Source organism: Aliirhizobium wenxiniae (genome assembly GCF_019511445.1).
Taxonomy (GTDB): domain Bacteria; phylum Pseudomonadota; class Alphaproteobacteria; order Rhizobiales; family Rhizobiaceae; genus Neorhizobium; species Neorhizobium wenxiniae_A.
This window is the reverse complement of record NZ_JAEUAN010000010.1, coordinates 25177-51356: the sequence shown is the minus strand read 5'-3', so window position 1 is coordinate 51356 and position 26180 is coordinate 25177. Positions and strand designations below refer to the sequence as shown.

Genomic DNA, 26180 nt, shown 5'->3' with positions numbered 1-26180 from the left:
CCCGATGACCGTCATGAAGATTGCAGGTGCTCAACTCGGCGCCATCCAGAAGGCCGATAGCCGCGAAAGCGTCGTCAAGCGCATGATAGCCCTGCTCGAAGAAGCCGCCGGAAAGGGTGCCGATCTGGTCGTCTACCCGGAACTGGCGCTCACCACCTTCTTCCCCCGCTGGTATATGGAGGATCAGGCCGAGATCGATTTCTGGTTCGAAACGGAAATGCCGAATGCGGCCACCAAGCCGCTCTTCGACCGCGCCCGCGAACTCAATATCGCAATCACCTTCGGTTACGCCGAAAAAACCCCGGACGGACACTATTACAACACCTCGATCATCACCGACCGGCAGGCCAATATCGTCGGCAAATATCGCAAGGTCCATCTTCCGGGTCATTCCGAATACGATACCGAACGTGCCTTCCAGCATCTCGAAAAGCGCTATTTCGAACCCGGCGACCTGGGCTTCAATGTCTGGCGCAACGAAGGCGTCATCATGGGCATGGCGATCTGCAACGACCGCCGCTGGCCGGAAACCTTCCGTTGCCTCGGCCTGCAGGGCGTTGAACTGGTAACGATCGGCTACAACACGCCGTCGGTGAATGCCCAGATGAGCGCCGAGGGCCTGGAAAAGCGGCTGTTCCACTCGGAACTCTCGCTGCAGGCCGGCGCCTACCAGAACGCGACCTATGTCGCCGGTATTGCCAAGGCGGGCGTCGAGGACGGTCATCCGCTGATGGGCGGCTCGATCATCGTCGATCCGGACGGCTTCATCCTGGCAAAGGCCGTCACCGAAGAGGACGAGCTGATCATCGCCGAATGCGATTTTGCCAAATGCGACTTCGGCAAGAAGACGATCTTTGATTTCGAACGCCATCGTCGTATCGAACACTATGGCCGCATCACGAGCCAGACCGGCGTCATTGTCGAAGTGTGAGGAACAGCGTCATGACAGAGTTCGATACCGTCATCCATGGCGGCCGCATCGCCACCGCATCCGATGTCTTTAATGCCGATATCGGCATCATCGACGGCCGCATCGCTGCAATCGGCGAAAAGATCGCCGGCGGTCAGCGCCGCATCGATGCGAGTGGCAAGCTGGTGGTTCCGGGCGGCATCGAGGCGCATGCCCATATCGCCCAGGAAAGTTCGAGCGGCCTGATGTCCGCCGACGACTATTATTCGGGCTCTGTCTCCGCCGCTTTCGGTGGCAATTCCTCCTTCATTCCGTTTGCGGCACAGCATCGCGGCCAGTCGATCGCCGATGTCATAGCAACCTATGACGGCCGCGCGGCACCGCAATCGGTGCTCGACTATTCCTACCACCTGATCATTTCCGACCCGTCAGCTGCCGTACTGGAAGAGCTGCCCGGCGTCTTTGCCCGCGGCATCACCTCCTTCAAGGTATTCATGACCTATGACCTGATGAATATCGGCGACGGCGGCATGCTCGATATCCTGACAGTGGCGAAAACCCATGGCGCGCTGACCATGGTCCATGCCGAAAACAATGACATGGTCAAGTGGATGAACAAGCGGCTGGCCGCTTCCGGCCTCACCGCGCCGAAATATCATGCGATCAGCCGCCCGGAACTCGCGGAAGAAGAAGCGATCAACCGCGCCGTCTCGCTGGCGAAACTCGTCGATGCCGCGCTCTTCATCGTCCATGTCTCGACGGCTGGCGGTGCCGCCATTGTCCAGCGGGAAAAGCTTGCAGGCACGAAACTGTTTGCCGAAACCTGCCCGCAATATCTGGCGCTGACCCGCGAGGACCTCGACCGGCCGGGCATGGAAGGCGCGAAATTCATCTGCTCGCCGCCGGTGCGCGATGCGGCAACCCAGGCCGCACTCTGGCGGCATGTGCAGTCCGGCACGTTCGAAAGCGTGTCCTCCGATCACGCGCCTTACCGCTTCGATGCCACAGGCAAGTTCGCCAATGGCGCGGATGCGCCCTACCCCAGGATTGCCAACGGCATGCCCGGCATTGCCATGCGCCTACCCTATCTGTTCTCCGAGGGTGTCGCCAAGGGCCGCATTACGCTGCAGCAGTTCGTCGCGCTCTCAAGCACGAACGCCGCCAAGACATTCGGCGTTGCCAAGAAAGGCACGATCGCTCCCGGTTTCGATGCCGACATCGCCATCTGGGACCCTGAAGCCCGCCGCACGGCAACGCTTGCCGACCAGCATGACAATATGGACTACACGCCCTTCGAGGGCATGGAGATCGAAGGCTGGCCGGTTCTGACCATGAGCCGCGGCGATGTCATCGTCGAGAACGGCGAGTTGAAGGCGGAGCGCGGCCGTGGCCGCTTCATCGCCCGTAACCCGGTCGACCTGACCGGCAAGCCCGGTTACCGTGCCAAGGAACTGGATCCGGCACAGAATTTCGGCGTGGAGATCGCACCATGAGCACTATCGGGCCGATCCTCGTCATCAATCCGAACAGTTCCGAAAGCGTCACCGAAGGCCTTCGCGAGGCGCTTGCCGGCATGCAGTTTCCCGGCGGCCCGCTGATCGAATGCGTCACAATCAAGGAAGGCCCGCCCGGCGTCGTCACTCAGCGCCATGTCGATGAGGCTTCGCTTCGCACGGCCGATCTGATCGAAAGCCGGCCGGATGCGTCCGCCTATGTGCTGGCCTGCTATTCGCAGCCCGGCCTCGATCTCGCCCGGTCGATCACGACCAAGCCCGTTTATGGCATTCAGGACGCCGGAGTATTGAGTGCACTGGCGCTTGCCGATCTCTTCGGTGTTATCGCCGTTGCGGAAGGCTCGATCCCGCGCCACCTGCGCAATCTTCGCCGCCTCGGTGTCGATGGCAGGCTTGCCGGTGAGGTCGCGCTCGAAGGTTCGATCAGCGTTGCGGAAAGTGGCCACGGCGAGGAGAGCTATTTGGCACTGCTCAAGGCCGGTACGAAACTGCGCCAGATGGGCGCCGGTGCCGTCGTGCTCGGCTGCGCCGGCATGTCCGGCCACCGCCGCCGGCTGGAGGAGGAACTCGGCATCCGCGTCATCGACCCGACCCAGGCGGCCGTTGCCATGGCGCTCGGCGCAGTTTTGACCTGACAGCCATGACCGAAATCGAGCACAAGCCGGATATCTCGCTGCGCCTACTCGAAATCTTCGGCGCGATGATGCGTTGCGAGACCACAGTAGAGGCCGCCGAGCAGCTGGGTATCTCCCAGCCTGCCGTATCGAACGGCATCCGCCAGCTCGAAAATCAGCTTGGCGTGACCCTGTTCGAACGCCTGCACCGGCGGCTGGAACCGACAGAGGAAGCACTACTCCTGTTCGAGGAAGTCCGCCCGGTCTTCAGCATGTTGCGCAATTTTTCCGCTCGGGCCCGCTCGATCAGGCATGGCACGTCGGGCCGGTTGCGGATCATGTCGACGCCACCGCTCGGCAATACGGTCGCGCCGATGGCGCTCGCACGCTTTCTCAAGGACCGGCCGGATGTCTCGGTCGCCTACGACGTGCGCCGCCTCGAACACGTCATCGATGCCGTCCAGAGCGGCGCTGCCGATATCGGGCTCGCCATCGCGCTGGAGCGTCACCCGTCGGTCAATGTCGAGGTCTTGGCGCGCACCCACATGGTCGCTCTGGTGCCGAAGGAACACGAGGTCGCGGCACGTCAGGAAGTGACGGTCAACGATCTGACCGAGCACGGTTTCATCGGCCTGGAGGTCGAATCGCGCATGGGCCAGATGCTGCGCGACGCCTTCGAGCGCGACGGCATGACCTATGAGCCGCGCGTCGAAGTCCGTTATTGCGCAACCGCAGCGGTTCTTGCCGGTGCAGGCGTCGGTGCCGCGATCATCGATCCCTATAGCGCCGCCTATCAGCCGTCCGAAGGCCTGGTGCAGCTTCCCTTCCAGCCGCCCTGCGAAATTCCGGCGGTCATGATTACCCGCAAGGGCGTTCCGCGCTCGCGCCTGTTGCATGGTTTCATCGCCGAATTGAAACGAGCCGTCGGCGATGTGCTGTGATCCCTATTTTGCCTTATCGGCGCTGCACAGCATTTGCTGACCGCCACTCATCATCCTGAAGGAGAATCCGTCTTGTCCCGTATCGTCTATCTCAATGGCGAATGGCTGCCTGAAGCCGATGCCAAGGTTTCCATTTTCGATCGCGGCTTTCTGTTTGCCGATGCGATCTATGAAGTAACCGGCGTCATCGGCGGCAAGCTCCTGGAATATGACGGTCATTCCGCCCGCCTGAAGCGCTCGATCACCGAACTGGGTATCGAATTGCCGATCTCGACCGAAGAACTGCTGGAAGTCCATCGCGAGATCGTCCGTCGCAACGATCTGACCGAAGGCCTGATCTACCTGCAGATTTCCCGCGGCGCCGCCGACCGCGACTTCGCCTTCCCGAAGCAACCGAAGCCGACGCTGGTTCTCTTCACCCAGGCGAAATCGGTGATCGAAAACCCCAAGGTGAAAACCGGCATGTCCGTGGCGCTGCTGCCGGACTGGCGCTGGGAGCGCCGCGACATCAAGACGGTGCAACTGCTTTACCCATCGATGGCCAAGATGCAGGCGATGGAAAAAGGCGCCGATGATGCGTGGCTGGTGGAAGATGGTTTCGTTACCGAAGCAAGCTCGGCGACCGCCCATATCATCGACAAGAGCGGCAAGCTGATCACCCGGCCGCTGTCGAATGCCATTCTGCACGGCATCACCCGCGCCAGCGTTCTCGATATCGCCGACAAGGCCGGCATCCCTTATGAGCAGCGCCCGTTCTCGCCGGAAGAAGCCAAGGCCGCCGCCGAAGCCTTCATCACATCGGCAACGAGTTTCGTCCTGCCGGTCACCGTGATCGACGGCCAGCCGGTCGGTGACGGCAAGCCCGGGCCGCTGACCTTGAAGCTGCGCGAGCTCTATATCGCGCACAAAACAGCCAGCGCCATCTGATCGTAAGTATCACTTTGAGACGAGCAAGGATGAAGCCCTGCTTGCTCGTCTCCAGCTCTGCAAACCGCTTCCATACAAGCACTTCTCAGGTCGATCCATCTCATCTTGGCGGGCCGCCGGAGTGTTGTTGTGCGCTGCAAAAACGATTAAACTTGACTCCATATATCACATTATATAGGTCAGCACAGTTGACTTATTTCCTGTTGGAGTCTGGATATGGAATCGTTAAACAAGGGCTTCGGTCTCTATGATCCCACAGAGGAAAAAAGCAGCTGTGGCGTCGGCTTCATAACGCGAAAGAACGGCATCCAGACCCATGACGTTCTGCTGAAGGGTCACGAGGCGCTCTGCGCCGTACCGCATCGCGGCGGGATGTCAGCGGAAGGTGTCGGCGACGGAGCCGGCATTTCCGTGGACCTATCTCTCGGCTTCTTCCGCAAGCTGACGGGTCGCCCCGATCTTCAGCCGCGCCGCTTCGGCGTCGGCAATTTCTTTCTGCCGGCGGATCCAGCATTCCACGAAGAAGCGGAGCGTCTCGTCGAGGCCGCGCTGGCGGAACAGGGTTTCGGAATTCTGCTGAAGCGCGACGTGCCGGTCGACAATGATGCGATCCGGCCTGCCGCCATCCGTTATCAGCTGACCATCCGCCAATGGGTTTTCGGCTGTCACAGCGAGGCCGCTTCGCAGGCCGAATTCGACTTTCGCATCCACAAGGCGCTGCTCGCGATCGAGGCGGAAGCCTATACGCGCGCCGAACTTGGCGGCCTTTACCCGATTTCGCTTAGCGCCCGCACGCAGGTGCTGAAGGGTCGCCTCAATTCGGATGAGGTCATTCCCTATTTCCGCGATCTGGTGGACCCGGATCACACGATCCACACCATGTATTTCCACACGCGGTTTTCCACCAACACGGATCCGCATCCGTCCATGGCACAGCCGTTCCGGCAGATGGCGCATAACGGCGAACTCAACACCGACCGCAAGAACCGCCTGTCGGAAGCAGCGATTGCGGCCGCGAAGAATGCCGCGATCATCCGCCCCAAGGGACAGTCGGACAGCTGCCGTCTCGACCAGACGCTGCAATCTCGCGTTCTGGAAGACGGCCTCGATCTGGTGACCGCCGTTGTCTCGATGATGCCGCCGGCATGGGAAAACGACGAGACATTGTCTGCAGAAGTCGTTGCCATGCTCGAATATTTCTCGCTTTACGAGGAGAAGAACGATGGGCCGGCAGCGCTGATCTTCGGCAATGGCGATGTCATCGGCGCAAGACTGGATCGGCTCGGCCTGCGCCCGCTGCGCACCGTCGAGACGGAAGACTATCTCTGCGTCATGTCGGAAGCCGGCCAGATCGCCTTCCCGCCGGAAACCGTGCTCAACCGCGGCCGCATCGAAGCCGGCGGCATGCTGGTTTACGATCACGTCGAAAAGCGCAGCTACGGCACGGTCGAAGCGCTGGAAATGCTGGCTGCCCGCCGCCCATACCGCGACCTTCTGGTCGAAGCCCGCGTACGCCTCTCAGACCTGCCGGAAATCCCGGCGGAAGCGCAAGGCTCGCCGCTGCGCTATAATGGAGATCTGGAACGTCATCAGCGTTACGTCGCCTATTCCCATAATCAGGAAAGCTTCAAGTTCCTGATGGACCCGATGCTTGCGACCGGCGCGGAAAAGATCTCCGCCATGGGTTATGGCAATGCCATCAATGCGCTGTCCGACCAGGAAGGCGGCGTCGCGAAATATTTCTCGCAGCGCTTCGCCCAGGTCACAAACCCGCCGCTCGACAGCATCCGCGAAGCCGACGGCATGACGCTCAGGATCGCGCTCGGCGCCAAGCCGAATATCGGCGCAAAGGCCGCACGGCAGATAGTCGTGCCCTCGCCGATCCTCACCCATCTCGACATGCTGAAGCTGCGCGAGCAGACGGAAACGCCTTTCCGCCGCTTCGAAATGCTCTATACGCCGGTGCTCGACGATGCGGATGCCAATGCGCAGGCGCTTGAGGCCGGCATCGGCACGCTTTGCGATGCGATTGCAGCCTTTGCCCGCGAGGAAGGCGGGATTGCCGTCGTCACCGACAGGCATGTGGCGCGTGACCGCGCGGCGCTTCCGATGATCCTCGTCGTCTCGGCAATCAACCAGAAGCTTATCGAGGAAGGCGCGCGTCTGCGTGTTTCGCTTGTGGTCGAAAGCGGCCAGATCTCGTCCTCCCATCACGTCGCGGCAGCGCTCGGCTTCGGCGCTTCGGCCGTTTATCCGCTCGGCGTGCAGTTCCGCGCCGAGGAAAAGTTCGGAGCGGAAGCCGACAAGGCCTTCAAGCGCTTTGCCAAGGCGGCCGAAAAGTCGCTGATGAAGACCATGGGCAAGGTCGGTCTCTGCACCGCCGAAAGCTATGTCGCTGGCGAATTTTTCGAGCCGAATTTCCTCGATACCAGCGATCCGGTGCTCAAGCGCTACTTCCCCAACGTCAAGACGCCGGTCGGCGGCGTCAATTTCAAAGTCATCGCCCAGGCCGTCGCCGACTGGCACGCCAAGGCATTGACGGTGAAGAGCGAGGACGAAATCCCGCTGCTCGGTCTGTTCAAGGAGCGCGCCGAAGGCGCCGGTCATTCCTTCGGCACCACTGCCGTGCGCGGCTTCGTCGACATGACAGAGGAAAAGCCGTCTTTCGCCGAGCCGGATGGCGAGGAAGATCCGTTCCTGCGCCTGCTCACCCTCAACCGCCTCGACGACGCTTTCGGCATCGATGACGCGGCCTATACCAATACGAGCTATGACCGGCTGTCTCCCGAAGCGATCAATCGTTTTTCGATCACACCCGGCTATCGTTCCTTCGCGCGGATGATGGCAGAGGAACGCGCTCGCCGTCCCGCGGCTCTCCGCGACGTGCTGGCCTTCCCGGCAGACGTCACCTACGCGACCGCACCGGACGATTTCCGCAAGGAGATGAAGCGGTTTTCCCGCAAGGGCAACAACAGTTTTCTCGTTCGCGGGTTAAGCTGCGAGGCCCTGCCCGACGATGTCTTCCGTCTGACCCTGACCGGCCCGCAGGGCGGCGATCTTGCTCGACTTGCAGCGCTCGGCCAGTCGCTCGTCGTCCGCTTCGGCGCAGATATCCTCGGCCATTGGCTGGAAGGCGGTGCGTTGGCCGTCCACGCAGGCCGCCAGGCTCTCGCTTACCTGAAGCTTCTCGGCACCGCCCCCACCGGCATTGCACTCGATGAAGTTCAGCCGGCGAGCGAAATCACGCCGCTTCTCGCCTCCGGCGCCATGAGCCATGGCGCGCTGGTGGCAACCGCTCACGAAGCCGTCGCCCACGGCACCAACATGGTCGGCGGCATGTCGAATTCCGGCGAAGGCGGCGAGCATATCTCGCGTTACGGCACGATCCGTGCCTCGCGCATCAAGCAGTTCGCGTCCGGCCGTTTCGGCATCTGGGCCGGTTATCTGGCCGACCCGATGCTGGAAGAGCTGGAGATCAAGATTGGCCAGGGTGCAAAGCCCGGTGAAGGCGGCCAGTTGCCGGCCGCCAAGGTGACGGTCGAGATCGCCGCTGCCCGTGGTGGCACGCCGGGGGTCGAGCTCGTCTCGCCGCCGCCGCATCACGACACCTATTCGATTGAGGATTTGGCGCAGCTGATCCATGACTGCAAGGCGGCGCGGGTGCGCGTTATCGTCAAGCTCGTCTCGTCGGAAGGCATCGGCACGATCGCGGTCGGCGTCGCCAAGGCGGGTGCGGATGTCATCAACGTCGCCGGCAATACCGGCGGCACCGGGGCGGCTGCCGTCACCAGCCTCAAATACACCGGCCGCGCCGCCGAAATCGGCATTGCCGAAGTGCATCAGGCGCTTTGCGCCAATGGGTTGCGCCAGAAGGTGCTGCTGCGCTGCTCCGGCGCGCACCAGACGGCAAGCGATGTGGTCAAGTCCGCGCTTCTCGGCGGCGACAGTTTTGAATTCGGCACGACGGCGCTGATGATGCTGAAATGCGTCATGGCGAAGAACTGCAACATCAAGTGCCCGGCAGGCCTCACCACCAATGCCGAAGTGTTTGATGGCGACCCGCGGGCGCTGGCGCAATACCTGCTCAACATCGCCCACGAGACCCGCGAAATCCTCGCATCCCTCGGCTTCAAGTCCTTGCGCGAAGCACGGGGACGCAGCGACCTTCTTCACCTTCTCGATCACCCGTCCAGTGTCGGGCAGCTTGACCTCCGCGCGATGCTGCAGGTGGTCGAGGAGGTGAAGATCACCGATCCGGTCTATATGGAGAAGGATTACGCGGTCGATGACGCCTTTATCGACATGGTGCGCTCGGCGCTGATCGACGGCGGCCTGCCGGTGGTCGAGCTTGGCGGCAACCAACACCTCAACAACCGCAACAAGAGCGTCGGCGGCCAGCTTTCGGTCGATATCGAGCGTATGCTGAACCATGAGCTGACCGAGGATGACACTCGCCACCTTCCCGCCGTGCGGCAGGACAAGCGTGGTCGCCGTTTCCTCGATGCAGGTTCAGTCAAGATCGCCACATCCGGCTCCGCTGGCCAGTCCTATGGCGCATTCTGCAACGACGGCATGATGCTCACCCATACCGGCACCTGCAATGACGGTGTCGGCAAAAGCGCCAATGGCGGCACGATCTCCGTTCGCTCGCCGGGCGGCGGTTCGCTCGAGGCAGGCGGCAACGTACTGATCGGCAACTTCGCCCTGTTCGGCGCGACCGGCGGCCGTCTGTTCGTCGAAGGCCAGGCGGGCGACCGGTTTGCCGTGCGCAATTCCGGCTCCACCGCCGTGGTCGAAGGCGTTGGCGATTTCTGCTGCGAATACATGACCAATGGCGCCGTGCTTAATCTCGGCTCCTTCGGCAAGGGCGTCGGCAACGGCATGAGCGGCGGCTTCTTCTACCAGTATGATCCCTATCGCGATTTGCCGAAGAAAATGAGCCACGATTCCATTCTAATCGGCTCGATCGCCGATCCGACAGACCCTTACGTGGCCTTCCACGCCGATGCGATCCGCATGATGCTGCAATGGCATGTGGAAGCAACGGGATCGGAAAAGGCACGCTGGCTGCTCGAAAACTTCGAAAGCGAACGCTCGAATTTCGTCTATTGCCTGCCCCGCGCCCTGCTCCTCTATCAGGATAGCGATGCCATCCTGAAGGCGAAGAGCCGCAAGGACCTGATCGAGGAACTGTCGACCGCACTTGCCGGCCACCAGGTGCGCAAGTTCAAGCTTGCCTATCGCGACCGCAAGCCGATCCTCAACGGCAAGGCGCCCGGTCACGGCGAGACGGACACCGAAGAGATGTTTGCGCTGATCAACAACTACACGGTGCTTTCCATGGCGCAGTCGCTTGCGATGGCGCGAGTGCCCAATGCACTCGGCCCGTCCGAACCGGCAGTCGAAAAGGCCGTGCGCAACCTGATCCTGACCGAGGATTTCGCACTGATGCAGAAATTGTCGCGTTATGCCCGCGAGGCGATTGCCGATTACGACGACCAGGGCCTTGCGGTTCTCGTCTCGGAAAAGCGGCTATCGGATTATCGCCAGGCGCTTGCCGGCCGCAATACGCTGTCGATCGACAGCCCCGGCACCTATGGCTGGATCATCCAGCAGACGGAAAGCAACCGCGACCGGATCGGACGCATCCCGAGCTTCGAGGAGCTCTTTGCAGCCAAGGCCGTTGGTGGCCTTGCAACAGCCAGAGCCTGAGACCACACCGATGATGATCCCGCATATCCCCGAGGATGCTCCCTTCAACGGCGAACAGCGCGCCTGGCTTTCCGGCTTCATGGCCGGCCTCAACTCGCGCCTGATTGCCGGTGAAAATACCGCAAGCGCTCCGGCTTCGAGTGCCGCACAGCCGATCCATATCCTCTACGGCACCCAGACCGGCAATTCCGAAAATCTGGCCATGGATGCCGCCGCTTCCGCCAAAAGCCTCGGCATGGCGCCGGAGGTGCGCGGCCTCGACGATATCGAGATGGAAGCGCTCGCGGCCATGCGCCATGTGGTGATCGTCACCTCCACCTATGGCGAGGGCGAAATGCCCGACAATGCCCAGCTTTTCTGGGAGGCATTGTCCGCCGACACAGCACCGCGCCTCGAAGGCATGAAGTTTGCTGTGCTTGCACTTGGCGATACGGGCTATGACGGCTTCTGCCAGGCGGGTAAGCTGATCGACACACGCCTCGAGCAGCTCGGCGCCACGCGTATCACGACCCGTCTCGATTGCGATATCGACTTCGAGGATGCCGCTGCCGCATGGTTTGGCGAAACCCTGCCGCTTGCCGCCGAAAAGCCGGTCGTTGGCGCAGCGACCGTGACGGCCCCATCCCGCGAACAAACCGGCTGGAGCCGTAAAAACCCTTACGTCTCGACAATCGCGGTCAATCGCCGCCTTTCCGGGGCAGCCTCCACCAAGGAAATCCGCCATTTCGAATTCGATCTCGCAGACAGCGGCCTCGTGTACGAGGCTGGCGACGCGTTGGGTGTCATGCCGGTCAACGATCCGGCCCTGGTCGATCTGCTGATCGCAAGGCTCGGCGCTTCGGCCGAGACAGAAGTCAGCGGCACACCACTCGGCGCGCTGCTCTCGACCCAATACGAGATCTCGACGCCTTCGCGCGACCTGATTGCCGAAGTCGAACGCCGCGCCGGCCACGAGGAACTCACCCATGTCGTCCGCAACGGCGACAAGGAAGCGCTCGATGCCTTCCTGTGGAGCAAGGACACGCTCGACCTGATCTCGCTCATTCCCCAAGGCAGCTTGAATACCAAGGAATTTGTCACCCTTCTGAAGCCGCTGCAGCACCGCGCCTATTCGATCTCGTCCAGCCCGAAAGAGGCAGAAGGTAGCGTCCATCTTACTGTGGCAAGCGTCCGTTATCACGCTGCCAATCGCGATCGCGGCGGCGTCTGCTCGACCTATATGGCGGATCGGGTGGCCGAGGGTGCCAGCGCAGGGATTTTCGTCTCGCCGAACAAGGCTTTTCGCGTGCCAGGCAATGACGATGCGCCGATGATCATGGTCGGCCCCGGCACCGGCATCGCCCCCTTCCGCGCCTTCCTGCAGGAACGCCGTGCCCGCGGCGCGAAAGGCCGCAACTGGCTGTTCTTCGGTGACCAGCGCCGCGAGAGCGACTTCATCTATGAAGACGAGCTTTCGACGATGAGCCGCGACGGCCTGCTGACCCGCCTCGATCTCGCTTTCTCGCGCGATCAGGATGCCAAGATTTATGTGCAGACCCGGATGAAGGAAAACGGCAAGGCGCTGTTTTCCTGGCTGGAAGACGGTGCCTCCTTCTACGTCTGCGGCGATGCCAGCCGCATGGCCCGCGATGTCGATACCGCGCTTGGCGAGATCATCGCCGAACACGGCGGCATGATCGCGGAAAAGGCCGCGGACTATCTCGCCGGCCTGAAGAAGGACAAGCGCTATCTCCGGGACGTCTACTGACAAGCCGACAAGCGCTGCCGCGAGCCTGACAGGTCAGCCGCTCGCGGATGCGAAGATCTCGATGACGCAACAAGGCTCTTGGGTCTCAAGCTTCAAGCCACGGCTATCTGCCGGATGATCTAGGATCACGGCGTCGAGCGGATCAAGCTCGACCTGTGACATCTGCGCTTTCCCCGTTACGACGAGGATCACAAGCGTCGCCTCGGCAGAAAACCCTATCTCGCCGCCCCGCTTTGCCCGCATCACTCGATGCGAAAAGCGCCCGCGCCGTGTCATAACATTCAGATCGGTAATCGGCCCTGCCCGAAGCGCCGCTTCGGTCTTTGCGTCACCCGCGAACGAAAACGGTGCTGATTTACGGCCGAGTACCGTCGGCGCCATGCCTTCAACCGAAAGCATCATGCCATCCCCGGTCAGAATGCTCAGCGTCCGGTCGATGCCCGGGAAAATGGAGAACGGGCCATCCGATACGACCGGCGCCATGCTGATGCGCCAGTCGAACGTGTCGACACTTGAACCTTCGGGAAAGACGGCGATCTCGACCGTCTCTCCCTTGCCGTTCTTCCACGGCATGCGTTTGTGGTCGCCTGCACGAAGAATGCGCATCGGCTCAGTTTCCAAGGATGCCAGGCAGGCGAAGCCCCTTTTCGGTCGCGCATTCGACGGCGATCTCATATCCCGCATCCGCATGACGCATGACGCCGGTCGCCGGATCGTTCCACAGCACGCGCTCCAGACGACGGTCAGCATCTTCCGAACCATCGGCGCAGATCACCATGCCGGAATGCTGCGAATAGCCCATGCCGACGCCGCCGCCGTGATGCAGCGACACCCATGTGGCACCCGACGCCGTATTGAGCAGCGCGTTCAGCAGCGGCCAGTCGGAAACCGCATCCGATCCGTCCTTCATCGCTTCCGTTTCGCGGTTCGGCGAGGCAACGGAGCCACTATCGAGATGGTCACGGCCGATGACGATCGGGGCGGAAAGCTCGCCATTGCGAACCATCTCGTTGAAGGCGAGGCCGAGCTTGTGGCGATCACCGAGACCCACCCAGCAAATCCGTGCCGGAAGCCCCTGAAACGCGATGCGCTCCTTCGCCATGTCCAGCCAGTTGTGCAGGTGCTTGTTGTCCGGCAGCAGTTCCTTCACCTTGGCATCGGTCTTGTAGATATCCTCCGGATCGCCGGAAAGGGCGGCCCAGCGGAACGGACCGATGCCGCGGCAGAAGAGCGGGCGGATGTAGGCCGGCACGAAGCCGGGGAAGGCGAAGGCGTTTTCAAAACCTTCATCCTTGGCCACCTGACGGATATTGTTGCCGTAATCGAGCGTCGGCACGCCGGCATCCCAGAAGGCGACCATGGCTTCGACATGGGCTTTCATCGAGGCGCGGGCGGCCACTTCAACCGATTTCGGATCGCTTTCGCGCTTGGCCTTGGCCTCTTCGACAGTCCAGCCAATCGGCAGATAGCCGTTTCGAGGGTCATGCGCCGAGGTCTGGTCGGTCACGATATCGGGGCGCGGCCCGCCGGCCTGCATGCGCTTGACCAGTTCCGGAAAGATCTCGGCGGCGTTGCCGAGCAGGCCGACGGATTTTGCTTCGCCCTTGGCCGTCCACTCAGTGATCATCGCCAGCGCTTCATCGAGCGTCTTTGCCTTGGCGTCGACATAGCGGGTGCGCAGGCGAAAATCGATGCGGGTCTCGTCGCATTCGACAGCAAGGCAGCAGGCACCGGCCATGACGGCTGCAAGCGGCTGGGCGCCGCCCATGCCGCCGAGGCCACCGGTCAGGATCCACTTGCCCTTGAGGCTGCCGTTATAATGCTGGCGACCGGCCTCGACGAAGGTTTCATACGTGCCCTGCACGATGCCCTGCGTGCCGATATAGATCCACGAGCCGGCGGTCATCTGGCCGTACATGGCCAGCCCCTTCTTATCCAGCTCGTTGAAATGGTCCCAGGTCGCCCAATGCGGCACAAGGTTGGAATTGGCGATCAGCACACGCGGCGCATCCTTGTGGGTGCGGAACACGCCGACCGGTTTGCCGGATTGCACCAGCAGGGTTTCTTCCTCGGTCAGCGTCTTCAGCGTTGCGGCGATCTTGTCGAAATCATCCCAGGTGCGGGCCGCGCGGCCGATCCCGCCATAGACGACCAGTTCATGCGGATTCTCGGCCACGTCCGGGTCGAGATTGTTCATCAGCATGCGAAGCGGCGCTTCCGTCATCCAGCTCTTGGCGTTGAGTTCTGGCCCCCGCGGGGATCTTATGTCGCGGATGTTGTGGCGCGGATTGGTCATGACTTCTGTTCCCGTTGTTCTTTTGCAATCAGATGTCGAGCACCGGCAGGATGCCGGCAGAGATGGCGGAGGCAAGCGCGCCGGTTGCGACGAGCGCACTCGCGGCAGCAAGATCCGGCGCCATATAGCGATCGTCTTCGAGCGACGGCACGGCAGAGCGCAGCACGCCGGCCGCCTTCTGCAGCTCCGGGCTGGTCTTCAGCGGACCGCGCAGCTCGACGCCCTGAACCGCGGCAAGCGCCTCGATGCCGAGAATGCCGAACAGGTTTTCCGTCATCGCCAGCAGGCGGCGTGCTCCATGGCAGGCCATGGACACATGATCTTCCTGGTTGGCGGAAGTCGGCGTCGAATCCACCGAGGCCGGATGCGACATCTGCTTGTTTTCGCTCATCAAAGCAGCAGAGGTGACTTCGGCGATCATCAGACCGGAATTCAGGCCCGGCTTTTTCGAGAGAAACGCCGGCAGGCCGTAGGACAGGGCGGGATCGACCAGAAGCGCGATACGGCGCTGGGCAATCGCACCGATCTCGCAGATGGCAAGCGCCGTCTGGTCGGCGGCAAAGGCGACCGGTTCGGCGTGGAAATTGCCGCCCGAAACGACTTCGTTATCGGAAAGAACCAGCGGATTGTCGGTCACCGCATTGGCTTCGATTTCCAGCGTGCGGGCAACCTGACGCAACAGGTCGAGGCAGGCGCCATCCACCTGCGGCTGGCAGCGGATGCAATAGGGATCCTGCACACGCTCGTCGCCCTCAATATGGCTTTCGCGGATTTCGGAGCCGGTCAGAAGCTGGCGCAATGCGGCACCGGCGTCGATCTGCCCCTTGTGGCCGCGCAGCGTGTGGATGTCCGGATGGAACGGGGCGGAAGACCCCATGGCCGCATCGGTGGACAATGCGCCGGTCACCAGTGCAGTCTGTGCGGCGCGATGGGCCCGAAACAGGCCGGCAAGCGCCAGCGCGGTCGAGGTCTGGGTTCCGTTGATCAGCGCCAACCCTTCCTTGGCCGCAAGCACGACCGGTGTCAGGCCGGCCTTTGCAAGGGCATCGGCAGACGCCATCCGCCTACCTTCGAAAAGGGCTTCGCCCTCGCCCATCATCGAGGCTGCCATATGGGCAAGCGGTGCAAGATCGCCCGACGCGCCGACCGAGCCCTTTTCGGGGATGACCGGGATGACTCCCTTTGCCAGCATTCCCTCGATCAGCCGCACCAGATCCAGCCGTACGCCCGAGGCGCCGCGACCAAGCGAAATCAGCTTCAGCGCCATGATCAGCCGCACGACGTTTTCCGGCAGGGGAGCGCCGATGCCGCAGCAATGCGACAGAATGAGATTGCGCTGCAGGGTCGCAAGATCGGCACTGTCAATCTTGATCGAGGCGAGCTTGCCGAAACCGGTATTGATGCCATAGACGGGCGCATTGCCGGCGGCGATCTCGGCGATGCGACGGGCACCCTTCTCGATGCCCGCATCGAAGGAGTGATCAAGGACGGCCGGCTCGTTATTCCAATAGATGTTTGCGAGATCGGCAAGCGGGACGCTGCCCGGATGAAGCGTGATCGTCATGTGGATACCTGCTGGCCTTTGATGGTCTGGCCTTTGAAGATGCGGGAATGGAGCGGATTGAAGCCGATGCGATAGACGAGCTCCGCAGGGCGCTGGATGTTCCAGATGGCGAGATCGGCGGACTTGCCGACCTCCAGCGTACCGGTTTCGTCGAGCAGGCCGAGAGCCCGCGCCGCCTCGCGGGTCGCGCCGGCAATGCACTCATCCACCGTCAGGCGGAACAGCGTTGCCGACATGTTCATCGTCAGAAGCAGTGAGGTCAGCGGAGAGGTGCCGGGATTGCAGTCGGTGGCGATCGCAATGTTCACACCGGCATCGCGCAGCACCTGGATCGGCGGCTTTTGGGTTTCATTGATGGCGTAGAAGGCACCGGGCAGAATGACGGCCACCGTACCCGCCTCTGCCATCGCGGCAGCACCCTCGGCATCGAGATGTTCCAGATGATCGGCAGACAGCGCGCCATAGGACGCCGCCATTTTTGCCCCGCCGAGGTTCGACAATTGTTCGGCATGCAGCTTTACCGGAATGCCGAGCGCCTTGGCGTGATCGAAGACACGAGCCATCTCCTCGACGGAAAAGGCAATGCCTTCGCAAAATCCATCGACGGCATCGATCAGGCCTTCGGCATGTGCCTTGTCCATGCCCGGCAGCACGATATCGGTAATGTAGTCGCCGTTGCGGCCCTTGTATTCGACCGGCGTTGCGTGGGCCGCTAGATAGGATGTCACGACGCGAACGGGGCGAACCTTTTCCAGAGCGCGCGCGGCGCGCAGCATATTGAGTTCGCCTTCGATCGAAAGCCCGTAACCGGACTTGATCTCGAGCGTCGAGACACCTTCGGCAAGCAGCGTATCGACGCGCGGCAACGCCGCCTCGACCAAGCCTTCGACGGAAAGCGCATTGGTTGCCTTGACGGAGGAAACGATGCCGCCACCGGCGCGCGCCACTTCCTCATAGGTCGCGCCTTCCAGCCGCATCTCGAATTCCATCGCGCGATCACCGCCGAAGACGATATGCGTATGGCAATCGATCAGGCCCGGCGTAATCCAGCGCCCCTGGCAATCGATGATCGAGGCAGCATCCTTCAAATTGGCAGGGAGATCGGCCTCAGCGCCGACAAAGACGATCCGTCCATCCTTGGCCGCGACAGCACCATTCTCGATGGCACCAAGCCCCTTCGCGCCCTCGGCAAGGGTCGCCAGATGCGCATTTATCCACACCCTAATGCCCGCATTAGGCCCGGCATGACTGGAAGAAACACTGCCCAAGTTTTCGTTCCCGCACATTGATTGCGCCTTTCATTATGGCCAAACATGTATATACATAATAACCATCTTGGCAAGTACGTTCTTTCACCCGACGATACACCCGTGATCAGACAACCCAACGACGGACCGGCAATCATGACCAATTCGGCTGCTTCGACGCTTCATGCAGGCTCGACACTCCTGCCGCAGGGATGGGCTTCCAATGTGCGTATCTCGATCACGGGCGGGCTTATCTCGAACATCGACATCGGCGTTGAAGCCGAGGCAGCCGACGAGCGCCATTCGGTTCTCGTCCCCGCCATGAGCAATCTTCACAGCCACGCGTTCCAGCGGGCCATGTCCGGCTTGGCCGAACTTCGCGGACCGAGCGACGACAGTTTCTGGAGCTGGCGTGTCCTGATGTATCGTTTCGCCCTGCAGATGACGCCGGAACAGATCGAGGCGGTGGCGGCGCAGCTCTATATGGAAATGCTCGAAGCCGGTTTCTGCCGCGTCGGTGAGTTCCACTATCTGCATCACGACCGCGACGGCTCGCGTTATGCCAATATCGCCGAACATGCCGAGTGCATTGCTGCGGCGAGCGCCGAGACGGGTATCGGCCTGACCTTGCTGCCGGTCTTTTATGCCCATTCCGGCTTTGGCGGACAGGCTCCGATCGAGGGCCAGCGCCGTTTCATCAATTCGATCGAAAGCTTTGGCCGGCTGATGGACGCTTGCCGAAAGATGCAGGCCTCGCTTCCCGGCATGCAGCTCGGCATAGCGCCGCACAGCCTGCGTGCGGTTACGCCCGACGAATTGACCGCCATTCTGCCGCTGGCCGAAGGCGGCCCCGTGCATATCCATGTTGCCGAACAAACCAAAGAGGTTGAGGACTGTATCGCATGGTCCGGCGCGCGCCCGATCGAATGGCTGCTGGATCATGCCCCCGTCGATGATCGCTGGTGCCTGATCCACGCCACTCACCTGACGGATCAGGAAGTGACGACTATGGCGCAAAGCGGCGCGGTCGCAGGCCTCTGCCCGATCACCGAGGCCAATCTCGGCGACGGCACCTTTGCCGCGCCCGCATTCCTTGCGAAGGGCGGTCGCTTGGGCGTCGGGTCGGATTCCAACGTTCTGATTTCTCTTTCGGGCGAATTGCGCCAGCTCGAATATTCGCAACGTCTCGCTCATCGCGCCCGCAACGTCATTGCCGCACCGAACGGTTCAACCGGTCGTCGGCTTTTCGACGCGGCTGTCGAGGGCGGCGCGCAGGCTCTTGCCACGAAGGCGGGGCTCGCTCCCGGAGCCCCTGCCGATATCGTCGCGCTGGATACCGCCAATGCCTGCTATCTCGCGGAAGACAACCTGCTCGATAACTGGATTTTCGGCGCAGATGTCACAGTCGACAGTGTCTGGGCCGCAGGTAAGAAGCAGGTGGCGAACGGCCGACACATTGCCCGGGACCGCATTCGCAAGCGCTTTGCAGAAACCATGCAGGTCCTGCTCAGCGACTGAAGCACGATTGACGGGGCAGGACAGCAGTATAGACGTGCCGCAACACGCGCCCGAACGGAGACCACCAGCATTTTCAAGACCCCGACCCTTCACCGCAAGATCCTAGCGGATATCGAGGAAAAGATCGTTTCCGGCACTTGGCCGCCCGGTCACCGGATCCCTTTCGAGGTCGATCTTGCCGCGCATTACGACGTCTCGCGGATGACGGTGAACAAGGTGATGGGCCAGCTGGCGCAGGCCGGCCTGATCGAGCGCCGCAAGAAGGGCGGAAGTTTCGTCTCCCAACCCAAGGCGCAATCGGCCGTGCTGGAGATCCACGATATCGCCGATGAGGTGCGCTCCCTCAACCTGGAATATTCCTATCAGCGGTTGTCGATCACCCGCCGCAAGGCGATCGGGGAAGAGCTGGCTTGGTTTGCGGATGGCTCGCCCGGCGACATCCTCTTTGTCACCTGCCTGCATCTTGCCGCAGGTCAACCTTTCTGCCTGGAAGAGCGCGCAATCAATCTTGCCACCGTGCCGGCCGCACTCGAAGCCGATTTCTTGCTCGTTGCCCCCGGCCCCTGGCTCTCCTCGCAAATTCCCTGGATTACAGCCCAGCACCGCATTCAGGCCGTGCCCGCTGACCGCAAGGAACACAAACTCCTCAATCTCACTCCGAAGGATGCCTGCCTCGTCATCGAGCGCCGCACCTGGAATACATCGGGAGCGGTGACCTGGGTGCGCATGACCTATCCCGGCAATCGCCACGTCGTCACCGCCGATTTTCGTCCGGCATCTGCGTGAGTGAACAGAACGCCGTAGCGCCGAGACCGGAATGCGATTGTTCCAAGAGGCCTCCAAACAGCAAAGAAACTTCCGCGCTTGCCTTCAAAATAGAATAGCAAATCCATAGAAATCTGATGGGAGTGGATAGGCTCATGGTCATCGATCAACCGCGAGACCGGACCCATGACGCGCTATCGGAAACTTCTTTCTCTCAGCCTCGGATTGCTGACTGCCACGACACTTGCGACGGCCAGCCTCGCCGCAGACGCGCCGGTCAAAGGCGGCACGCTCGTCTATCTCGAGCAGCAGGCGCACACCAATCTCTACCCGCCGGCCGGCGGCTTTTATCCCAACGGCGGCATTCTCAATCAGATCACCGACAAGCTGACCTACCAGAACCCCAAGACGCTGGAGATCGAGCCCTGGCTGGCGGAATCATGGACGGTCAACGACAACGCTACCGAATACACGTTCAAGCTTCGTCCGGGCGTCACCTTCTCCGATGGCACGCCGGTTGATGCTGCAGCGGTCGCGAAGAACTTCGACACCTACGGCCTCGGCAACAAGGAGTTGAAACAGCCGGTTTCCGAAGTGGTCAACAATTACGAGCGCAGCGAAGTCATCGATCCGCTGACGGTAAAGTTCACCTTCAAGAAGCCCTCTCCCGGCTTCCTGCAGGGCACGTCGGTGATCGGCTCCGGCATCGTCTCGCTGTCGACCCTGGCGCTGCCCTTCGAGCAGCTTGGCGATGCAACGAAGATCATCGGTTCCGGCCCCTTCGTGGTCGATGCCGAGACGCTGGGCAAGTCGCTCGATCTGAAGGTTCGCGAGGACTATAACTGGGGACCGGCGAAGCTCGAACATCAGGGGCGCGCCTATCTCGACGAGATCAACTATATCATCACCGCCGAAGACAGCGTGCGCATCGGCGCCCTTCTCGCCGGTCAGGCCGATTTCATTCGCCAGATCCAGGCCTATGACGAAGGCCAGGTCGAGGCGCAGAGTTTTACCATCTATGCGCCCGGCACGCGCGGCGTGAACAACTCGATCGTCTTCCGACCGGATAATCCGCTGGTCGCGGATATCAAGGTGCGCAAGGCCCTGTCGCTTGCGGTCAACCGCGACGAGATCCTCTCGACGATCTTCTCGAAGAACTATCCGAAGGCGACTTCGATCATCGCGGCGAGCGCAATCGGCTATGTGCCGCAGGAAGACAAGCTCGGCTACGATCCGGAAAAGGCCGAAGCGCTGCTCGACGAGGCCGGCTTCAAGCTCGGCGCAGACGGCATCCGCGCCAAGGACGGCCAGAAACTGGTCCTGACCTCCTATGAATCGCTGCCGCAGCCGCAGAGCCGCGCGGTTCTGCAACTGATCGCACAGCAGTGGTCGAAACTCGGCGTCAAGCTGAACGTGCTTGCCGGTGACGCCGGCAGCAAGGTCGTCGACGAACTCGATCCGCTGAAAACGCCGGTCGCCGTCGCCATGGTCGGCCGCGCCGATCCGGACGTGATCAAGAGCCAGTATTACCCGACCAACCGCAACGTGCTGGTGCAGAAGGGCGGCGTCAGCGACAAGGTGAAGACCTTCTCCGACGACAAGCTGAACGAAATCCTGAACGAGATCGCCTCGCAGCCGGATCGCGAAAAGCGCCTGAAGGCCGTGGCGGATGCGCAGGCCTACGTTCTCGATCAGGCCTACGCCGTTCCGATCTTCGAGGAGCCGCAGGCCTATGCCGGCGCACCTTACGTCAAGGGTGTCGCCTTCGAAGCGGTCGGCCGTCCGGCCTTCTACAGCACCTGGCTCGACAAGTAAGCGCCAATAACCAACAGGCCTCCCAAGCCGCACGGATGGCAGCTGTAAAGGCTGCCATCCACCCCCCCGTGGAGATATGAAATGACGCGATATGTCGTAGGACGGATCGGCCAGGCGCTGCTCGTTCTCTGGGCCGCCTTCACGCTGTCCTTCATCCTGCTGCAGGCCATGCCCGGCGATGCGGTGCTGATCAAATTCCTCAATCCGGAATTCGGCCTGAGTGCCGATCAGGTCGCCGAAATCCGCGCAGCCTATGCGGTGGATTCCAACGTCGTCGTGCAATACGGGCACACACTCGTCAATTTCCTCCAGGGCGATTTCGGTTATTCGCTGCAGGCGGGCGTTCCGGTCTCGGCGCAGCTTGCCACCAACCTGCCGCCGACGCTGAAGCTTGCCGGCCTCGGCTTTCTGGCCGCAACCCTGCTTGCCATCTTCATCGCCTTTCTCTCCTCGATGGCGCCTTTCGCGTGGCTGAGAAACGCCATCCAGTCGCTGCCGTCGCTGTTCATCTCGATCCCGGTCTTCTGGCTGGCGATCATGCTGATCCAGATTTTTTCCTTCCGCTTCCGTCTGGTTTCGGTCATCAATCCCGGCCCGTGGGAAAGCCTCGTCCTGCCCGTCGCAACGCTTGCCGTTCCGATCGCAGCGCCGCTGGCGCAGATCCTCATCCGCAATATCGATGAAATCCGCACTCGTCCTTTCGTCGCCGTCGCCCGCGCCAAGGGCGCAAGCGAGACGCGGCTGCTATGGCGGCATGTCGCCCGCAACGCCATCCTCCCGACACTGACGATCGCCGGCGTGCTGTTCGGCGAATTGATCGCCGGCGCCGTCGTTACCGAAACCGTCTTCGGTCTCAACGGTATCGGCGGACTGACCGAAAAGGCCGTCGGCAATCAGGATCTCGCGGTGCTTCAGGCGGTCGTCGTCATCTCCGCTGCAGCCTTCGTCACCATCAATCTCGCGGTCGACCTAGCCTATCCGCTGCTAGACCCGCGCCTCAGGACCGGACATGGAGCTGCAGCATGACCAGCCTCGATACTTTCATTCATCTCACCTCGACGACCGCCGAAACCTCGAGCCGCTCCGGCAATCGCCGTGACGTTCTGAGCGTCCTGCGCAATTTCCCTTACGGTCTTGCTCTTGCCTGGCTGGTGCTGGCGCTCGTGCTTCTCTGGGCGACCGTGCCTTGGGTATTTACCAGCTATGACCCGTTGCAGGGTACGCCCGGCGGCCAGCTCAAGGCACCGTCCGCCCTGCATATTCTCGGCACGGATTCGCTTGGTCGCGATCTCTTCGCGCGCATTGTCTACGGCGCGGTTCACTCGCTCTCGGGCGCCATTGCAGCCGTTGGCGTCGGGCTTGTCGTTGGCAGCGGGCTCGGCCTGGTCGCCGGTTCGGTGCGTGGACGCGTCGATGAAGTCCTGATGCGGCTGGTCGATGTGCTTCTGTCTATCCCGACGCTGCTGCTTTCGCTCAGCATCATCATCCTGCTCGGCTTCGGCACGCTCAATGCGGCGATCGCCGTCGGTGCGACGGCAATTGCCGGTTTCGCCCGCCTCATGCGCTCGGAAGTCGTGCGGGTGCGCAATGCCGAATTCGTCGAGGCGGCCTTCGGCAGCGGCGGCACGTTCGGCAAGGTTTTGTGGCGGCATATCCTGCCCAATTCGCTGACCTCCGTCGTCGCCTATACCGCCGTGCAGTTCGGCTGGGCCATCCTGCAGATCTCCACCCTCGGCTTCCTCGGTTACGGCGCACCGCCGCCGACGCCGGAATGGGGCCTGCTGATTGCCGAAGGCCGCAACTACCTCGCCACCGCATGGTGGCTGACCGCCGCGCCCGGCCTGATCGTCGTTGCCGTCGTCCTGTCGGCCAACCGCATCAGCCAGTCTATAGGAAGGAGCACGCGATGAGCACCTCCGCAAATCCCGTACTCGACGTTCGTGACCTCCATATTTCTTACAGCCAGGGCGATGAGCGCCCGACGGTCGTGCATGGCGTCTCCTTCACCGTCGAGCCGGGCGAAGTCGTGGCTCTGGTCGGCGAAAGCGGATCCGGCAAGACTTCGACGGCTCAGGCCGTGATCGGCCTGCTGGCAGAAAACGGCCGGGTCGAAAGCGGTTCCATCCTCCTCAATGGCGAGGATATCAGCCGCTGGAACGCAAGACGCCTGCGATCGATCCGCGGCGCCCTCGTCAGCCTCGTTCCGCAGGATCCGGGCAGTTCGCTTAATCCGGTCCTCACCATCGGCGCGCAGGTCCGAGAGATCCTGCAAATTCACGGACGGCTCGATCGCCGCACGGCCGATCGCAAGGTCATCGAACTTCTCGCCAATGTCGGCCTTTCGCAGCCGGAACTGCGGATACACCAATATCCGCACGAACTTTCCGGCGGCATGAAGCAGCGCGTGCTGATCGCCATTGCCATCGCCCTGCGTCCGGCTCTGATCATCGCCGACGAGCCGACATCGGCGCTCGATGTCACCGTGCAGCGCCGTATCCTCGACCTGATCGACGATCTGCGCCGCGAACACGGCACCTCCGTCCTGCTCGTCACCCATGATCTTGGCGTTGCCGCGGATCGGTCGGACCGGATCATCGTGCTCCAAGGTGGGCGTATTCAGGAACAGGGCAGGACCGCCGATGTGCTGGCCTCGCCGCAAAGCGCCTATACCCGCAAACTGCTTTCCGACGCGCCGTCGCTTTCCGTCGCCAAGCCGCGCCCACCGGTGAAGCCGGGCCGGCCGGCCGCACTGACGGTCACCAATCTGGTTCAGGATTTTTCGCTGCCGACGGGTAAGAATTTTCGCGCCGTCGATGGCGTTTCCTTCAGCGTAGCGCGCGGCACCACCCATGCGGTGGTGGGAGAAAGCGGCTCGGGAAAAACCACGACGATCCGTTCGATCGCCGGTTTCCAGAAGCCGACATCCGGCGAGATCCGCATCGGCGATCTCAATGTCGCAAGCCTGCGCTCCGAAGCGCTTCGACAGTTCCGGCGCAAGGTGCAGCTCGTCTACCAGAACCCCTGGGCTTCGCTCGATCCGCGCCAGACGGTGCAGGCGATCGTGGAGGAACCGCTGCTCAATTTCGACCCGTTACCAAGGGCCGAGCGAGAAGCGCGCGTCCGCGCCATCATCGAGCGCGTCGGGCTTCCCGCCACGGTCCTTTCTCGGCTGCCGCATGCCCTTTCCGGCGGCCAGCGCCAGCGTGTGGCAATCGCCCGCGCGCTGGTTCTGGAGCCTGAAGTCGTGGTGCTCGACGAGGCTGTTTCCGCACTCGACGTGACGGTTCAGGCACAGATCCTCGAACTGCTTGCCGAGTTGCAGCGGGATCTCGGCCTCACCTATGTCTTCGTCTCCCATGACCTCGCGGTCGTGCGGCAGATCGCCGACACGGTGTCGGTCCTGCACAATGGCAGGCAGGTAGATTACGGCACTGTCGAAGAGGTCTTCTCCTCAGCTTCGACCGCCTACACGCGCGAACTCATCGACGCCATTCCCGGAAAGAAATTTCCACGCGCCGAAAAAGCGCAGCAGCCTATTGAAACAGGACCTTTGTCATGACCAGCAAAATTGCCCCCAAGCGCCTAGGCTTCTTCACCCGCCTTCTGGACGATGTTCCGGCCGGCGAACGCTATCGGCTGGCGGCGGAACAGATCATCCATGCCGAAGAAAACGGTTTCGACAGCGCCTGGATAGCGCAGCACCATTTTCATGCCGAAGAAGGCGGCCTTCCTTCCCCTGCAGTCTTCCTCTCGCATGTCGCGGCCCGCACATCGACCATCCGCCTCGGCACCGGTGTGATCACGCTGCCGATGGAGAATGCGCTGCGCGTGGCCGAGGATACCGCCGTGCTCGATCTGCTTTCGGGCGGACGGCTGGAGGTGGGCTTCGGCACCGGCGGTACGAAGGAATCCTTCGAGGCCTTCGGTATCTCATCCGATCGCCGTGGCGAGGTCTATGCCGAAAACCTGACCGTGGTTCGCGATGCCTGGGCCGGAAAGGTGCTGCATGGCGGCAACCGCCTTTATCCCGATGCACCGCATCTGCTCGATCGGGTCTGGCTCGCCACCTTCTCCGCCAATGGTGCGCGTCTTGCGGGCCTGAGCGGCGATGGATTGATGCTGTCGAGAACCCAGCCGCGCCCGGCCGGCAATCCCGATGCAACGCTGGACGACATCCAGAACCCGATCATCGATGCCTATCTTGCAGGCCTGCCGGAAGGCCGTGCGCCGCGCATTCTCGGCTCGCGCAGCCTGTTCGTCGCCGACGATCGCAAACGGGCGCTCTCACTTGCCGAAACCGGCCTTCGCCGTGTCGCCGATCGTTTCGCCGCCGCCGGTCACCGGATTGCAGGAGACAGGCTCGAAGACCTGATCAAGGCGCTCGACAGCCATGTCGGCACACCGGACGACGTGATCGCATCGTTGAAGAAGGACACGGCCCTCGCCCGCGCGACGGATATCGTTTTCCAGGTCCATTCCATCGACCCGCCCCATGCAGAAATCCTGCGCTCGATCGAACTGATCGCCGCGGAAGTCGCGCCGGCCCTCGGCTGGACGCGGTCTTCAGCGCCGCAGCTCGTTGCCGCTCAATAACTGCCGATAATCGAAAG

Annotated in this window: 18 protein-coding genes; 14 read left to right on the top strand and 4 right to left on the bottom strand. The window is 62.0% G+C overall.

Features of this window, described 5'->3' with window-relative positions; genetic code table 11:
* The first annotated feature begins 4 nt into the window (after positions 1-4).
* From JNB91_RS13800 to JNB91_RS13770, 7 genes are all read left to right on the top strand, one after another.
* On the top strand, positions 5-931 hold the full coding sequence (locus tag JNB91_RS13800; RefSeq protein WP_220326096.1) for an N-carbamoyl-D-amino-acid hydrolase: 927 nt from the start codon (positions 5-7) through the stop codon (positions 929-931).
* 11 nt (positions 932-942) lie between these two features.
* A complete protein-coding gene (gene hydA, locus JNB91_RS13795) occupies positions 943-2403 on the top strand; it encodes a dihydropyrimidinase (protein WP_220326095.1) in 1461 nt (486 codons plus the stop codon).
* Positions 2400-3059: an aspartate/glutamate racemase family protein gene (locus tag JNB91_RS13790; RefSeq protein WP_220326094.1), complete on the top strand. Its 660-nt coding sequence runs from the start codon at positions 2400-2402 to the stop codon at positions 3057-3059. The genes hydA and JNB91_RS13790 overlap by 4 nt, the downstream gene beginning before the upstream one ends.
* Before the next feature lie 5 nt (positions 3060-3064).
* Positions 3065-3979, top strand: a complete 915-nt coding sequence (locus tag JNB91_RS13785) for a LysR family transcriptional regulator (protein WP_220326093.1) — start codon at positions 3065-3067, stop codon at positions 3977-3979.
* A 72-nt stretch (positions 3980-4051) separates the two neighbouring features.
* Positions 4052-4906, top strand: a complete 855-nt coding sequence (locus JNB91_RS13780; protein ID WP_220326092.1) for a D-amino-acid transaminase — start codon at positions 4052-4054, stop codon at positions 4904-4906.
* Positions 4907-5122: 216 nt separating this feature from the next.
* On the top strand, positions 5123-10618 hold the full coding sequence (locus JNB91_RS13775; RefSeq protein WP_220326091.1) for a glutamate synthase-related protein: 5496 nt from the start codon (positions 5123-5125) through the stop codon (positions 10616-10618).
* 10 nt (positions 10619-10628) lie between these two features.
* A complete protein-coding gene (locus tag JNB91_RS13770; RefSeq protein WP_220326090.1) occupies positions 10629-12365 on the top strand; it encodes a sulfite reductase subunit alpha in 1737 nt (578 codons plus the stop codon).
* Positions 12366-12398: 33 nt separating this feature from the next.
* On the opposite strand, the gene JNB91_RS13765 is transcribed toward JNB91_RS13770, so the two are convergent.
* From JNB91_RS13765 to hutI, 4 genes are read right to left on the bottom strand one after another with little or no spacing between them, the layout of a single operon-like run.
* On the bottom strand, positions 12399-12971 hold the full coding sequence (locus JNB91_RS13765; protein ID WP_220326089.1) for a HutD/Ves family protein: 573 nt from the start codon (positions 12969-12971) through the stop codon (positions 12399-12401).
* A gap of 4 nt (positions 12972-12975) precedes the next feature.
* On the bottom strand, positions 12976-14661 hold the full coding sequence (gene hutU, locus JNB91_RS13760; protein ID WP_220326088.1) for a urocanate hydratase: 1686 nt from the start codon (positions 14659-14661) through the stop codon (positions 12976-12978).
* Positions 14662-14689: 28 nt separating this feature from the next.
* A complete protein-coding gene (gene hutH / locus JNB91_RS13755) occupies positions 14690-16225 on the bottom strand; it encodes a histidine ammonia-lyase (RefSeq protein ID WP_220326087.1) in 1536 nt (511 codons plus the stop codon).
* On the bottom strand, positions 16222-17511 hold the full coding sequence (gene hutI / locus JNB91_RS13750; protein WP_220326086.1) for an imidazolonepropionase: 1290 nt from the start codon (positions 17509-17511) through the stop codon (positions 16222-16224). Before hutI ends, hutH begins: the two co-directional genes overlap by 4 nt.
* A 117-nt stretch (positions 17512-17628) precedes the next feature.
* Here hutI and JNB91_RS13745 point away from each other — a divergent pair, with 117 nt between their 5' ends.
* From JNB91_RS13745 to JNB91_RS13715, 7 genes are all read left to right on the top strand, one after another.
* Positions 17629-18990, top strand: a complete 1362-nt coding sequence (locus tag JNB91_RS13745; protein ID WP_220326241.1) for a formimidoylglutamate deiminase — start codon at positions 17629-17631, stop codon at positions 18988-18990.
* A gap of 69 nt (positions 18991-19059) precedes the next feature.
* Entirely contained in the window at positions 19060-19776 is a 717-nt protein-coding gene (hutC, locus tag JNB91_RS13740; RefSeq protein WP_220326240.1) for a histidine utilization repressor, read from the top strand.
* Positions 19777-19941: 165 nt separating this feature from the next.
* A complete protein-coding gene (locus JNB91_RS13735) occupies positions 19942-21570 on the top strand; it encodes a TIGR04028 family ABC transporter substrate-binding protein (protein WP_220326085.1) in 1629 nt (542 codons plus the stop codon).
* An 81-nt stretch (positions 21571-21651) separates the two neighbouring features.
* Positions 21652-22596, top strand: a complete 945-nt coding sequence (locus JNB91_RS13730) for an ABC transporter permease (protein WP_220326084.1) — start codon at positions 21652-21654, stop codon at positions 22594-22596.
* Positions 22593-23480: an ABC transporter permease gene (locus JNB91_RS13725; protein WP_220326083.1), complete on the top strand. Its 888-nt coding sequence runs from the start codon at positions 22593-22595 to the stop codon at positions 23478-23480. The genes JNB91_RS13730 and JNB91_RS13725 overlap by 4 nt, the downstream gene beginning before the upstream one ends.
* Positions 23477-25129 (top strand): dipeptide ABC transporter ATP-binding protein, encoded by a 1653-nt coding sequence (locus JNB91_RS13720; protein ID WP_220326082.1) that lies wholly within the window; start codon positions 23477-23479, stop codon positions 25127-25129. The genes JNB91_RS13725 and JNB91_RS13720 overlap by 4 nt, the downstream gene beginning before the upstream one ends.
* Positions 25126-26163 (top strand): putative FMN-dependent luciferase-like monooxygenase, encoded by a 1038-nt coding sequence (locus tag JNB91_RS13715; RefSeq protein WP_220326081.1) that lies wholly within the window; start codon positions 25126-25128, stop codon positions 26161-26163. Before JNB91_RS13720 ends, JNB91_RS13715 begins: the two co-directional genes overlap by 4 nt.
* Positions 26164-26180: the final 17 nt, after the last annotated feature.